The sequence below is a fragment of the Herbaspirillum lusitanum genome (genome assembly GCF_026127345.1).
GTDB lineage: Bacteria > Pseudomonadota > Gammaproteobacteria > Burkholderiales > Burkholderiaceae_D > Herbaspirillum > Herbaspirillum lusitanum.
The window spans coordinates 421,862-436,205 of the sequence record NZ_QXFG01000003.1; the positions used below are offsets into that span (position 1 = coordinate 421,862).

Genomic DNA, 14,344 nt, shown 5'->3' on the forward strand with positions numbered 1-14,344 from the left:
GCATACCAACATGCGCGCCAACACATCTCCCTTTGCGAGGCCACATGCCGTCACGTTTCACCATCATATTCGTCCTCTCGGTCATGGGCGCCCTACATGCCTTGATAGGCTGGCGCCTGTTGCCGGCGCTTGGCGTCGATGCTGCCTGGCAGGGCGTCGGCGTGCTGTTGCTGGTGCTGTCGTTCGTGCTGATCCCGGCCGGCTTGCTGGCGCGCGGGATCAAGCAGCAACCGCTGTCGGACCGGCTGGCCTGGATCGGCATGCTGGTCATGGGCTTGTTCTCTTCCTTGTTGCTGCTGACCCTCGTGCGCGAGGCGGTCTTGCTGGCGTTGCCGCTGCTTCATGCGGTGACGCCCGAGATTATTGAAAGCTCCGCGCGTGCCGTCATCGGTTGCGCCTTGCTGCTGACCTTGGTGGGCTACATGAACGCGCGCCGGCTGGCCGAAGTGGTCAACGTCGATGTGCCGATCGCCGACTTGCCGCAGGCGTTGCAGGGTTTCACCATCGTGCAGATCAGCGACATCCACGTCGGTCCCACCATCAAGAAGCGCTACCTGCGCGCCATCGTCGACAAAGTCAATGAGCTCAAGGCGGATCTGGTGGCGATCACCGGCGACCTGGTCGACGGCAGCGTCCAGCAACTGTCCGAACACACCGCGCCGCTGGGGCAATTGCGTGCGCGTCACGGCGCCTATTTCGTCACCGGCAACCATGAGTATTATTCCAATGCGCCGGCCTGGATTGCGGAAGTGCGCCGGCTCGGCTTGACCGTGCTGTTGAACGAACACGTGGTGCTCGATCATGGCGGCGCGCCGCTGGTGCTGGCGGGGGTGACCGATTTCACCGCGCATCATTTCGATGAGAGCCAGCGCAGCGATCCGCATGCGGCGATTCGCAATGCGCCGGTAAGTGCCGCGAAGGTGTTGTTGGCGCATCAACCGCGGTCGGCGGCTGCGGCGGCGGATGCGGGGTTTGATTTGCAGTTGTCGGGGCATACCCATGGAGGGCAGTTCTTTCCCTGGAATTTCTTTGTGCCGTTGCAGCAGCCTTATGTTGCGGGGTTGAATCGTTTGCGGAATTTGTGGGTTTATACCAGTCGCGGGACTGGGTATTGGGGACCGCCCAAGAGGTTGTTGGCGCCTTCGGAGATTACTCTGTTGAGGTTGGTTCGGGCTTGATGGGTCGTTCGCTTCTTTCTTTTTTCGTCGTCTTTCTTTCACTTCAAAGATACAAAGCTTCCTGCCTCCGCTGCGCACGCCTGATCGCCTGCGGCGGATAACCGAACACGCGCAGGAACGCCCGGCGCATGCGTTCCGGGTCGTCGAAGCCTACGGCGCGCGCGATGTTTTCCAGTGATTCTTCTCCTGCTTCCACTCTTGGACGCGCGGCTTCGGCGCGCAGTTTTTCGATTGCCTTGGCTGGCGTCTGGCCGGTCTCTGCGCTGAAGGCGCGGTCGAACTGGCGGCGGCTCAGGCAGGCTATTTCGGCCAGACGTTCCGCCGTCAGCGACTCATGCAGATGGTTACGCGCATAGCTCAGGGTCTCGCGGATTCTTCCCGAGGGCGGGTCCATTTCCAGCAAGTTGGAGAACTGCGACTGGCCGCCCGGGCGACGGTGGTACACCACCAATTCCCTTGCCACTGCGCGCGCCAGTTCCACACCCAGATCCTCTTCGATCAGCGCCAATGCCAGGTCGATGCCGGCCGAGATGCCGGCGGAGGTCCAGACGTCGCCGTCCTTGATGAAGATCTTGTCGCTGTCGACCTGCACCGACGGATGCATGCGCTGCAAACGCGCCGCCATGCGCCAGTGCGTGGTGGCGCGCTTTCCCTCGAGCAGGCCGGCTGCGGCCAGCACGAAGGCGCCGGTGCAGACGCTGGCCACGCGGCGCGCCTTGCTTGCCGCATGGCGCGTGTATTCCAGCAGAGTCTCCGACAGCACACCCTCACGCGGGCCGGCGCCGCCGGCCACGATCAGCGTGTCGAACGCGGTGCGATCCAAGGGATGGGTGACAACCGCCGTGCCGGACGCGCTTTCCAGCATGCCGCCTTGCTCCGACATCACGCGCAATTGATACGGTCGGCTTTTGCCCTCGCCCTCCCTGATGCGGTTGGCGACGTCGAAGGCGGTCAGCGGACCGGTGAAGTCGAGCAGGCTGCAATCGAGGAAAAGCAGGAATCCGATCTTGCGCATAGGAGAAGGAGTAGGAGGGCGTCCAAAAAAGAGGATTGTCCGAAAAGGAGGTTTTTATGTCATTTTGGACGCATGGTGGCACGGCACACTTGAGGCTGTCAAATTCCCAATCTACCTCGGAGGTCGCATCATGAAGCCAGCAACACAACCGGACGCGCGCGCGCCAGTCCTGCGCCAGGACAGCCATCGCTGGAAAATCCTCGGCATCGGCGTGCTCGCCAACGCCAGCTTTTCGGCGGCCTTCGCCGGCATCCCGGTGACGGCGATTTTCATGCGTGCCGATTACCGGCTCGACAACACCCAGCTCGGCCTGGCCCTCGGCTCGCTCGGATTGGGCGTGGCCGTGAGCGAGTTGCCGTGGGGCGTCTTGACCGATCGCTGGGGCGACCGGCGCGTGCTGTTGTGCGGATTGATTTCCACCGCGCTGGCGTTGGCGGTGATGGCGGCGTGCGTCGCGCCCGGCGCCGCCGGCATTCCATCGCTGTGGTTGCTGGCGCTGGGTTTGCTGACGGTCGGCCTGCTTGGCGGCAGCGTCAACGGGTCCAGCGGTCGCGCGGTGATGGGCTGGTTCCGCGAAGGCGAACGCGGGCTGGCGATGAGCATCCGCCAGACCGCCGTGCCGGTCGGCGGCGGCGTCGGTGCACTGGTGTTGCCGTCGCTGGCGGCGGCGCACGGCTTCGCGCCGGTGTATGGTTTGCTGGCGCTGTTCTGCCTGCTCAGTGCGGGGATGGCGTGGCTGTGGCTGCATGAGCCGCCGGCGGCGCCGTCATCCGTGATAGCTGCTCCACCGGACCGCAGCGCCTTGGGCAACATCGAGGTCTGGCGCGTGGCGATGGCGATCGGCATCCTGTGTTTTCCGCAAGTATCGGTGCTGACCTTCGCCACCATCTTCCTGCACGACGTCGGCCACGCGGGACTGGGGCTGATCAGCGCGACGATGGCGGCGATCCAGATCGGCGCGGCGGTGATGCGCGTGTGGAGCGGACGCTGGACCGACCGCCACGGCAATCGCCGTCGCTACCTGCGCGCTTGCAGCGCACTCAGCGTGGCGTTGTATATCGCGCTCGGTACGGCGGCGGCATTGGCGCCTGCCGTGTGGCCGCAATGGACGCTGGCGGCGATCGCGTTGTTGCTGGTGGCGGGCGGTGTGTGCGCGTCGGCATGGCATGGCGTGGCCTACACCGAGCTGGCGACGCTGGCCGGGCCGCGCCAGGTCGGCACGGCGCTGGGGCTGGGCAATACCTGCGTGTTCCTGGTGTTCTTCCTGGCGGCGCAAGCGGTGCCGGCCTTGCTGGCCTGGCAATCATGGCCGGCCGTGTGGCTGGCGGGAGCGGCGGGCGCCTTGATCGCCTGGCCGATTTTTCTGAAGCCGCTGCATCGGAATCGCGCCGGTTGACAAATAATCTGCGGCTTCGGCTTTGTGCACGCAGCCGCTGTGTCCAGCCAACATGCCACAGCTGCACGAAGATGCGCCGGCGCTTGAATCATCTTCTTGCTATTTTTGAAGATGAGCGAAAAACGGTTTTTGGAGGGCTTTAGACGACTGGTCTAATTTTTCGGTAAAATAACCGGCATGAGAGATACCTACGCCGAAACCAAGTTCAGCATCCTGCAGGCAGGCCGCCGTCTGATCGCCCAAAAGGGCTTCACCGGCGTGGGCCTCAACGAGTTGCTGGCTGCCGCCGATATTCCCAAGGGCTCGTTCTATCACTACTTCGGATCGAAGGAGCGCTACGGCCGCGAGCTGATCGAGCAGTACGTGGACGAATATCTGCAGAGGCTGGACAAGAGCTTCAGCGCAGACGGCCAGTCCGATACCACGGCGCGCGAGCGCTTGCTGACGTATTGGGGCTACTGGCTGGAGACGCAATGCTGCGAAATCGCCGAGCACAAATGCCTGGTGGTCAAGCTCAGCGCCGAAGTGGCCGACCTGTCCGACGACATGCGCGTGGCCTTGCACACCGGCACCGAAGCCTTCATCGCGCGCATTGCCGAGGCCATCCGCACCGGTGTCGCCGAAGGTTCGCTGCACACCGTGCTGGAGCCTTACCGCACCGCCCAGATGCTGTACCAGATGTGGCTGGGCGCAAGCCTTCTCAGCAAACTCAGTCGCGACCGCGAGGCGCTGGAAAGCGCCATGGATGTCACCCGGCGCGTACTGGTTGCGCCCTGATTGCAACCTGGCTGCTGCCTGATTACGTCGCCCTGAAAATTCAATTCCATCGCTGCATGCCCTCCGGCAGGCGGCGCCGCCTTTAAAGTTCAAAGGAAAACCATGCCCCAATCCGCCACCATCAATCGCCGCATCGTACTGGCCTCGCGCCCGACCGCCGCGCCCGCGGCCGAACACTTTCGCCTGGAAGAAACCGCCGTACCGACGCCAGGCCCGGGCCAATTCCTGTTGCGCGCCGATTACCTTTCGCTGGATCCCTACATGCGCGGCCGCATGAGCGACGCGCCTTCCTATGCCGCCCACGTGGAAATCGACGCCGTCATGACCGGCGGCACCGTCTCGCGCGTGGTGGCGTCGCAGCATCCCGATTACCAGGAAGGCGATCTGGTCATGGCCTACACCGGCTGGCAGGACTACGCGCTGTCGGATGGCACCGGCGCCACCAAGCTGGACAAAGACATGCCGCGTCCTTCGTACGCACTCGGCCTGTTCGGCATGCCGGGCTTCACGGCTTACGCCGGCCTGCTCGACATCGGCCAGCCGAAGGAGGGCGAGACCGTAGTGGTCGCCGCCGCCACGGGTGCGGTCGGTTCGGTGGTCGGGCAGATTGCCAAACTCAAGGGTTGCCGCGTGGTCGGCATCGCCGGCGGCGCCGAGAAATGCCGCTATGCCGTGGAAGAACTCGGCTTCGACGCCTGCATCGATCATCGCAGCGAGGACTTGCCGCAACAATTGAAGGACGCCTGCCCCAAGGGCATCGACGTGTATTTTGAAAACGTCGGCGGCAAGGTCTTCGAAGCCGTGCTGCCGTTGCTCAACGTGCATGCGCGCGTGCCGCTGTGCGGCCTGATCGCGCAATACAGCGGCGTCGCGCCGAACGCGACCCTGCTGGGTACGTTGCCGCGCAACCTGCTGACCAAACGCATCCGCATGCAGGGCTTCATCATCTTCGATTACTACCAGCGCGCCGGTTATTTCGCCGAGTTCTTCAAGGACATGAGCGCCTGGGTTGCGGCCGGCAAGATCAAGTACCGCGAAGATGTGGTGCAGGGTCTGGAGAACGCGCCGCAAGCGTTCATCGGGCTGCTCGAAGGCAAGAACTTCGGCAAGCTGGTTGTTCAGATCGCCTAGTGCAAATCGCGTAAGCATTCCAGTCGCCCGCTTCGATCCTCTGCGGGCTCCAACAAGGACACACCATGATTCCGTTTTCCGTACTCGACCTGTCGCCGATCAACCAGGGCAGCACCGCCGCCCAGGCCTTCAACAACAGCAAGGAGCTGGCGCAGAAGGCTGAAGCGCTCGGCTATAACCGTTACTGGCTGGCTGAACATCACAACATGACCGGCATCGCCAGCGCCGCCACCTCGGTGGTGATTTCGCACATCGCCGCCAACACCAAAACCATCCGCGTCGGCGCCGGCGGCATCATGTTGCCGAACCATTCACCGCTGGTGATCGCCGAGCAGTTCGGCACGCTGGAGTCGCTCTATCCCGGCCGCATCGACCTCGGCCTCGGCCGCGCGCCCGGTTCCGACCAGCGCACCGCACGCGCCTTGCGCCGCCACCTCGGCGACAGCGCCGACACCTTCCCGCAGGACGTGGTCGAGCTGCAGGAATATTTCAAGGAAGCCTCTCCGTATCAACCGGTGCGCGCGGTGCCCGGTTACGGCCTGAATGTGCCGCTGTGGCTGCTCGGCTCCAGCATGTTCAGCGCCCAGCTGGCGGCGGAAATGGGCTTGCCGTTTGCGTTCGCGTCGCACTTCGCGCCGGGCTTCATGAAGTCGGCCGTCGAAATTTATCGTTCCCGCTTCAAGCCCTCGGACGCCTTGAAGCGTCCGCACGTGATGCTCGGCCTGAATGTGTTTGCCGCCGAGACCGACCGCGAAGGCGAGCGCCTGTTCACGTCCCTGCAGCAGCAGTTCGTCAATCTCGTGCGCGGTGTGCCGGGCCAGTTGAATCCTCCGCGCGAGAGCATGGAAGACTATTGGCGTCCGGAAGAAAAATCCCACGTCGAGCGCTCGCTGTCCTGCGCCATCGTCGGCTCGCCCGAGACCGTGCGCACCGGCTTGCAGAATTTCATCGACGATACCGGCGCCGACGAACTGATGATCACCGCGCAGATCCACGATCATGCGGCGCGTTTGCGGTCGTTTGAAATCGTGGCCGAGGCGCGCGCCGCCTTAACGCCCAAGGTGCCGACGCTGGAGTTCTGACGTAGCAGGGAGTTGAAGAAGGCGCGGGACGCTTGTTCAGTCGGTTGCAGATCTCGCCCGGCGGTTTTTGCAACAGATTGCCTGTTTACAGGGAGGAAAGCTTGTCTGACTGGCAAGCTTTCAGTCTTATTCCCACGCCAAGTATTGCTCCCAATGCAATTGACCGGCTAATATTTCGATATTCCCCATAAAAGAATCAAAAAGGGAGCGCCCGGGAGGAAGGCAAACAATGCCATTTCCGTTCTTTCGGTCTCACGTCGAACTGCAGCCGGAGCCATCTTGAGCATTAAAAAACTCTCATCGACATTGAGTCTGTCCTCATGGGTCACGATAGGAGTTGTGCTGTCGGTGCTGATCACGACGGCGTCGGTGCTGGCGCTGGTGGATCAATTTACACGCAGCTACGCGCGTCACGAAGCCGAGGCGCGTCTCAATCAACTGGCCTGGCAAATGCAGGATGCGCTCGACCGCAGCATGAGCGAACGCTACATCGACGTGAAGCAGCTCTCGCAACGGCCATCGATCCGCGAAGCCAAGGATCCGGCGCGCATGCGTGCGGTCTTCAACGAATTGCAAAGAAACGTTCCCAACTACGCCTGGATTGGTTTCGCCACGCCGGACGGCAACGTGCTGGCCGCCGCCAACGGTTTGCTGGAAGGCCAGAGCGTGGCGCAGCGGCCGTGGTATCAGAAGGCGCAGAAAGATTTCTTCGTCGGCGATTACCATCCCGCCGTGCTGCTGGAAAAGAAGCTGCCGGTCATGACCGATCCGTGGCGCTTCGTCGACATCTCCACGCCGATCATGGGGCCGGACGGCCAGTTCCAGGGTGTACTGGGCGTGCACCTCAGTTGGACCTGGGCGCGCGACCTGGCCAAGAAACTGCTCAATCCGGCCAACGACCGCTACGACGTCGAGATCATGATCGTGCGTGAAGACGGCACCGTGCTGCTCGGTCCGCGCGAACTCGAAGAAAAGAAAATTGCCTCCGACAGCTTCAAGGCATCGCTGCGTCTGCCGTCAGGTTCGATGCGCGAACTCGGCGAAGACGGCCAGCACTACCTGACCGGTTTTGCGCGCACCGGCCTCAACAGCGAATACACCGAAATGAAATGGAGCGTGCTGGTGCGTCAGCCCGAGCAGGTCGCCATGTCCGGCTTCAAGGACCTGGAGCGCCAGGTGCTGTTCGTCGGCTGCATCGTCGGCTTGCTGCTGATGGCGCTGGCGTTCTTCATGACGCGCCGGCTGGTGGCGCCGATGAATGCACTGAGCGCCGCACTGGAGCGACGCGCCACCGGCGACCATAGCGCCGAGATTCCCATCGTCGGCACCTATTACGAAATCCAGCTGCTGTCGACCACGCTGTCCACCATGGTCCAGCGCGAAGAAAACTATCTGCGCGAAGTGCGCTCGCTCAACGAAGGCCTGGAGCAACGCGTGGAAGACCGCACCCGGCGCCTGCACGAAACCGCCATCGCCCTGCAGCAGTCGCTCGACAACCAGCGTGAAAACCAGATCCGCCTCGAAGAAAGCGAAACCGAGCTGCGGGCGATCCTGCAAAATGCCCACGACGCCTTCATCGCCATCGACGAAGACGGCATGGTGCTGGAATGGAATCGCCAGGCCGAGCAACTGCTGGGCTGGGCCCACAAGGAAGCCGTCGGCAAGGAACTGGCCGAACTGATCATCCCGTTGGAGCAGCGCGAGCTGCACCGGCGCGGCATGATCCACTTCCTCAACACCGGCGAAGGCATGGTGATCAACAACCGCATCGAAATCAACGCGCTGCGCCGCGACGGCAACGAGCTGCCGATCGAAATGACGGTCGGCTACGTGCGCCGCCGCGCCGGTCACCTGTTCATTGCCTTCCTGCACGACATCACCGAACGCCAGGCCTTCCGCAACTCGTTGCAGGAAATGGCGCTGACCGACATCCTGACCGGCCTGCCGAATCGCCGCGCGTTTACGGAGAAGCTGCCCGAAGCGATGGCGCGCGCCATCCGCGAACCGCAACAGATGGGCTTGCTGTTCATGGATGTCGACGGTTTCAAGAGCATCAACGACAAATACGGCCACGAAGCCGGCGACGAGCTGCTGGTCAAGTTCGCCGAGCGCCTGATCGATGCGGTGCGCGAAGTCGACACCGTGGCGCGCCTGGCCGGCGACGAATTCACCGTCATCCTCGAGCGCCTGCACGGTCCGGCCGACGCCATGGGCGTGGCGGAAAAAATCCTGGTGTCGATGCGCCGGCCGTTTATCCTCACGGCGGCGACCGTCAACGTCTCCACCAGCATCGGCGTGGCGATCTACGAACCGGGCCAGCACATCGACCAGGACGCGCTGGTGGCGCAGGCCGACAAGGCCATGTACGCCGCCAAGCGCGCCGGCAAGAACCGGGTCGAGTGGAATACCGAGGAAAGTTCGGTCTGATTATCACCATAAACATCAACATCGCCGTCCGCCGCCTTATTTCCTTCTAGTCACAGTCAACACCATCACTACGCGCCGCCCCGAGCGGCGCGTTCTTGTTTACACAAAATTTATACCGCCTTCCGATAGTTTTATCCGGATTTAACGTCCTTCGCCCTATCGTTTGCTCCGTAAGCATTCATCAAGGGAGCAGGACATGGATTTTCTATATATCGGCGGCTTGCTGGCTTGCAGCATCGTCATGTGGGCATTTGTCATCGCCTGCAAGAAGCTGGAGGACATGCAATGACCGTCATGCAAATACTGGGGCTGGCCGTATCGGTCGGCCTGTTGGCGTATCTGATCTACGCCCTGATCAAGCCGGAGGCCTTTTAGCATGAATATGACTGCCTCGATAACCCAACTGGCGATCTATCTGGTCGTCCTGCTCGTGCTGTCGGTGCCGGTGGGCTGGTACATCGCCCGCGTGATGGAAGGCAAGTCCGCCGTCAATCGCATCTTCGGCGGCATTGAGCATTTCCTCTACCGCCTGTGCGGCATCCGCGCCGACGCCGGCATGGGCTGGAAGCAATACGCGCTGGCGCTGCTGCTGTTCAATATCGTCGGCCTGTTCGTGGTCTACAGCCTGCAACGCCTGCAAATGTGGCTGCCGCTGAACCCGGCCGGCATGGCTAACGTCAGCGCCGACTCGTCGTTCAACACGGCGGTCAGCTTCGTCACCAACACCAACTGGCAGGGCTACGTCGGCGAAAGCACGATGAGCTACCTGACCCAGATGCTGGCGCTGTCGGTGCAGAACTTCGTCTCGGCCGCCACCGGCATCGCCGTCGCTTTTGCTTTGATCCGCGGTTTCGCGCGTCACAGCAGCAAGAGCATCGGCAATTTCTGGGTCGACATGACGCGCGCCAGCCTGTATGTGCTGTTGCCGTTGTCGGTGCTGGTCGCGGTGGTGCTGATGAGCCAGGGCGTGATCCAGAATTTCAAATCCTATGTCGAAGTATCGACGCTGGAGACCACTGCCTACACCGTGCCGCGCCTGGATCCGCAAGGCCAGCCGCTCAAGGACGAGAAGGGCAATCCGCTCGTCGACGACATGAAGACCAGCAAGCAGACCTTGCCGATGGGCCCGGTCGCCTCGCAGGAAGCTATCAAGATGGTCGGCACCAACGGCGGCGGTTTCTTCAACGCCAACTCGGCGCACCCATATGAAAATCCGACGCCGTTGTCGAACTTCGTGCAGATGCTGGCGATCCTGATCATTCCCGCCGCGCTGTGCACCAGCTTCGGCATGCTGGTCGGCGACCGTCGCCAGGGCTGGGCGATCCTGGCCGCGATGACCTTGCTGTTCATCGTCATGGCGCTGACGGTGATGCACTTTGAACAGCAGTCCAATCCGGCACTGGCGGCCGCTCATGCGGCGCAGGGCAGCGGCATGATGGAAGGCAAGGAAACCCGTTTCGGCACCATTGCATCCAGCTTATTTGCGGCGATCACCACCGCGGCATCCTGCGGCGCCGTCAACGCCATGCACGACTCGCTGTCGCCTTTGGGCGGACTGGTGCCGATGCTGCAGATGCAGCTGGGTGAAGTGGTCTACGGCGGCGTCGGCGCGGGCCTGTACGGCATGCTGATCTTCGCGGTGCTGGCGGTGTTCATCGCCGGCCTGATGATCGGCCGCACGCCGGAATACCTGGGCAAGAAGATCGGCGTGTTCGACATGAAGATGATGTCCATCGCCATCCTGATGACGCCGGCGCTGGTGTTGGTGCTGACGGCGATTTCGGTGATGGTCGAAAGCGGGCTGGCCGGCATCGCCAACCCCGGCGCGCACGGCTTCTCGGAAATCCTCTACGCCTTCAGCTCGGCCGCCAACAACAACGGCAGCGCCTTTGCCGGCTTGTCGGCCAACACGCCTTACTACAACGTCATGACCGGCATCGCCATGTGGCTGGGCCGCTTCGGCATCATCGTGCCGGTGCTCGCCATGGCCGGCTCGCTGGCCGGCAAGAAGCGCCTGGCGGCAACTTCCGGCACCTTGCCCACGCATGGTCCGCTGTTCGTCGCGCTGCTGATCGGCGCGGTGATCCTGGTCGGCGCACTGACGTATGTCCCGGCGCTGGCGCTGGGTCCGGTGATCGAGCATCTGCAGATGATGGCGATTCACTAATGTCTGAATTGGAGAAAAACATGGCAAATAATCCTGCCAAAAAAGTTACCCCTGCCGGGAGTGCAACTGCTACCGTACCCGTCGTGCCCGCGGCGACATCCGCGACCAAATGGATGTTCGATCCGGCGATCGTCAAACCGGCCGTGACCGACTCGTTCCGCAAACTGTCGCCGCGCGCGCAGTGGCGTAATCCGGTGATGTTCGTGGTATATCTCGGCAGCATCCTGACCACGCTGTTGTATGTGCAGGCGCTGAACGGTCACGGCGAAGCGCCATCCGGTTTCATCCTCGCCGTCACGGTCTGGCTGTGGTTCACGGTGCTGTTCGCCAACTTCGCCGAAGCACTGGCGGAAGGCCGTAGCAAGGCGCAGGCGGCATCTCTGCGCAGCGCCAAGAAGAGCGTGGTCGCCAAGAAACTGCAACGGGTAAACCGCAACGACCGCTGTGAACTGGTCGAAGGCGCAAGCCTGCGCAAGGGCGATTTCGTACTGATCGAAGCGGGCGACCATGTTCCGGCCGACGGCGAAGTGGTCGAAGGCGTCGCCACCGTCGACGAGAGCGCCATCACCGGTGAGTCTGCGCCGGTGATCCGCGAGTCGGGCGGCGACTTCACCGCCGTCACCGGTGGCACCCGCGTGCTGTCGGACTGGATCATCGTGCGCGTCACGGTGAATCCCGGCGAAGCCTTCCTCGACCGCATGATCGCCATGGTGGAAAGCGCCAAGCGCCAGAAGACGCCCAATGAAATCGCGCTGACCTTGTTGCTGGTCGCGCTCACCATCGTGTTCCTGCTGGTGACGGTGACCTTGCTGCCGTTCTCGATGTTCAGCGTCAATGTGGCGCAGAGCGGCGCACCGGTCACCGTGACCGCGCTGATCGCCTTGCTGGTGTGCCTGATCCCGACCACCATCGGCGGCCTGTTGTCGGCCATCGGCGTGGCCGGCATGAGCCGCATGATGCAAGCCAACGTGATCGCGACTTCCGGACGTGCGGTGGAAGCCGCCGGCGACGTCGACGTGCTGCTGCTGGACAAGACCGGCACCATCACACTCGGCAATCGCCAGGCGTCGGCCTTCCTGCCGGCCAACGGCGTGAGCGAACAGGAGCTGGCCGACATCGCCCAACTCGCCTCGCTTGCCGACGAAACGCCGGAAGGCCGCAGCATCGTGGTGCTGGCCAAGAAGCGTTTCAACCTGCGTGAACGCGAAATGGCCAGCCTCGGCGCTGTGTTTATTCCCTTCACTGCGCAGACCCGTTTGTCCGGCGTCGACATCGGCCATCGCCGGATCCGCAAGGGCGCCGCCGACGCCATCCGCAAGCTGGCCGAACAAGCCGGCCAGCAGGTGCCGGGTGAAGTCGCCGCCGCCGTCGACATCGTCGCACGTCGCGGCAGCACGCCGCTGGTGGTGGCGGAGACCGACGCCGCCAGCGGATCCATTCGCGTGCTCGGGGTGATCGAGTTGAAGGACATCGTCAAGGGCGGCATCAAGGAGCGCTTCTCCGAGCTGCGCCGCATGGGCATCAAGACCATCATGATCACCGGCGACAACCGTCTGACGGCGGCGGCGATTGCGGCCGAAGCCGGCGTCGACGATTTCCTCGCCGAAGCTACGCCGGAGAACAAGCTATCGCTGATCCGCCAGCACCAGGCCGAGGGCAAGCTGGTCGCAATGACGGGCGACGGCACCAACGATGCGCCGGCATTGGCCCAGGCCGATGTGGCGGTGGCCATGAACACCGGCACGCAGGCGGCCAAGGAGGCCGGCAACATGGTCGATCTGGATTCCAATCCGACCAAGCTGATCGAGATCGTCGAGATCGGCAAGCAGATGCTGATGACGCGCGGCAGCCTCACCACCTTCAGTATCGCCAACGACGTCGCCAAGTATTTCGCCATCATCCCGGCGATGTTTGCGACCACGTATCCGCAACTGGCCGCGCTGGACGTGATGCATCTGAACAATCCCTCGTCGGCGATCTTGTCGGCGGTGATTTTCAATGCGCTGGTGATCGTCGTGCTGATCCCGCTGGCCTTGCACGGCGTGCGTTATCGGGCGCTGGGAGCGGCGGTGCTGTTGCGTCGCAATCTGCTGATCTATGGTTTGGGCGGGTTGGTCGTGCCGTTCGTGGGCATCAAGTTGATCGACGTGTTGCTCGGCGTGTTCGGCCTGGCTTAATTTTGTTGAAGGAATTGTCATGAAAACTTATCTGCGTCCTGCGGTCTCGCTGTTCATCCTGATGTCGCTCATCCTGGGCGGCTTGTACCCGGCGGTCATCACGCTGGTCGGCCAGGCCTTCTTCCCGGCCCAGGCCAACGGCAGCGTCATCGTGCGCGACGGCGTGCCGGTCGGTTCCGAGCTGATTGGCCAGAACTTCACCGAGCCCAAATACTTCTGGGGCCGTCTGTCGAGTTCGGGGACTTTCCCGTATAACGGAGTGGCTTCCGGCGGCAGCAATTTCGGTCCTTTGAATCCTGGGTTGGTTGATGCGGCCAAGGCGCGCGAGGAGGCTTTGCGTGCTGCTGATCCCGGTGCAGGTCGGGAGATTCCTCTGGACTTGTTAACCTCGTCCGGTAGCGGCTTGGATCCGCATATCAGCCCGGCTGCTGCGGAGTATCAGGCGGCACGGGTGGCGAAGGTGCGGGGTTTGTCTCTGGAGCGGGTTCGCTCGCTGGTCAGGGGGCAGACTGAGGCGCCGCAGTGGGGGTTGTTCGGTGAGCCTCGCGTTAATGTCCTTAAGTTGAATTTGGCGTTGGATGCGGCGGCTGGGGTTTGAATCTTGTCGGTTGTTCCGACTGGCGGGCTGTTCGTTGATGAACGTTTTTCTTTCTTCGGACGACCGTGGTTGCCGGGGGTAGCCCGGCGGCTACTCACTTTCTTTGCTTCGCCAAAGAAAGTAAGCAAAGAAAGGGTTGGAGCACTGCTCCAACGCAACGATTCGCCGCCTCGCTGCGCGAGGTTCCCGTTGGCGCCGTACTCAAATCGGGAAGGGAAACAAACTCGCTGCGCTCAGACAAGTTTCCCTTCTTTATCCGATTTGAGCACGTCACCAACGGCGACTCATAAGCGGAATTCTTCTTCGGCTCGCCTGCGGCATCGTGATTCTCATTCTTGGTTTTATTGGTAGCGGAGAACTGCGACCGTAGCTTCATCACCGTACCCTGGCGATGCG

At 62.5% G+C, this 14,344-nt stretch carries 12 protein-coding genes; 10 read left to right on the forward strand and 2 right to left on the reverse strand.

The window, feature by feature from the left end; translation table 11 throughout:
- The first annotated feature begins 44 nt into the window (after window positions 1-44).
- Entirely contained in the window at window positions 45-1,178 is a 1,134-nt protein-coding gene (locus DXT88_RS03225; RefSeq protein WP_265211540.1) for a metallophosphoesterase, read from the forward strand.
- Window positions 1,179-1,221: 43 nt separating this feature from the next.
- Here the strand turns inward: DXT88_RS03225 and DXT88_RS03230 are convergent, their stop codons facing one another.
- On the reverse strand, window positions 1,222-2,193 hold the full coding sequence (locus DXT88_RS03230) for a GlxA family transcriptional regulator (RefSeq protein ID WP_265211542.1): 972 nt from the start codon (window positions 2,191-2,193) through the stop codon (window positions 1,222-1,224).
- Between the two features lie 130 nt (window positions 2,194-2,323).
- On the opposite strand from DXT88_RS03230, the gene DXT88_RS03235 reads away from it, so the two are divergent.
- From DXT88_RS03235 to kdpC, 9 genes are all read left to right on the forward strand, one after another.
- Entirely contained in the window at window positions 2,324-3,589 is a 1,266-nt protein-coding gene (locus DXT88_RS03235; RefSeq protein WP_265211543.1) for an MFS transporter, read from the forward strand.
- Between the two features lie 177 nt (window positions 3,590-3,766).
- Window positions 3,767-4,366, forward strand: coding sequence for a TetR/AcrR family transcriptional regulator (locus DXT88_RS03240; protein ID WP_265211544.1), 600 nt, complete (start codon window positions 3,767-3,769; stop codon window positions 4,364-4,366).
- Between the two features lie 102 nt (window positions 4,367-4,468).
- Window positions 4,469-5,497, forward strand: coding sequence for an NADP-dependent oxidoreductase (locus DXT88_RS03245; protein ID WP_265211545.1), 1,029 nt, complete (start codon window positions 4,469-4,471; stop codon window positions 5,495-5,497).
- A 65-nt stretch (window positions 5,498-5,562) separates the two neighbouring features.
- Complete coding sequence (locus tag DXT88_RS03250) at window positions 5,563-6,579, forward strand: LLM class flavin-dependent oxidoreductase (RefSeq protein ID WP_265211547.1); 1,017 nt, start codon at window positions 5,563-5,565, stop codon at window positions 6,577-6,579.
- A gap of 279 nt (window positions 6,580-6,858) precedes the next feature.
- Window positions 6,859-9,006, forward strand: coding sequence for a diguanylate cyclase domain-containing protein (locus DXT88_RS03255; RefSeq protein ID WP_265211548.1), 2,148 nt, complete (start codon window positions 6,859-6,861; stop codon window positions 9,004-9,006).
- Window positions 9,007-9,291: 285 nt separating this feature from the next.
- A complete protein-coding gene (gene kdpF, locus DXT88_RS03260; protein ID WP_016835907.1) occupies window positions 9,292-9,381 on the forward strand; it encodes a K(+)-transporting ATPase subunit F in 90 nt (29 codons plus the stop codon).
- Window positions 9,382-9,388: 7 nt separating this feature from the next.
- Window positions 9,389-11,173: a potassium-transporting ATPase subunit KdpA gene (kdpA, locus tag DXT88_RS03265; RefSeq protein WP_265211576.1), complete on the forward strand. Its 1,785-nt coding sequence runs from the start codon at window positions 9,389-9,391 to the stop codon at window positions 11,171-11,173.
- A 113-nt stretch (window positions 11,174-11,286) separates the two neighbouring features.
- Window positions 11,287-13,350, forward strand: coding sequence for a potassium-transporting ATPase subunit KdpB (gene kdpB, locus DXT88_RS03270; RefSeq protein ID WP_265211577.1), 2,064 nt, complete (start codon window positions 11,287-11,289; stop codon window positions 13,348-13,350).
- 19 nt (window positions 13,351-13,369) lie between these two features.
- Entirely contained in the window at window positions 13,370-13,948 is a 579-nt protein-coding gene (gene kdpC / locus DXT88_RS03275; RefSeq protein ID WP_265211550.1) for a potassium-transporting ATPase subunit KdpC, read from the forward strand.
- 94 nt (window positions 13,949-14,042) lie between these two features.
- Here the strand turns inward: kdpC and DXT88_RS03280 are convergent.
- Window positions 14,043-14,344: hypothetical protein (locus tag DXT88_RS03280; protein WP_265211552.1), on the reverse strand; the 302-nt coding region annotated here is incomplete at its 5' end.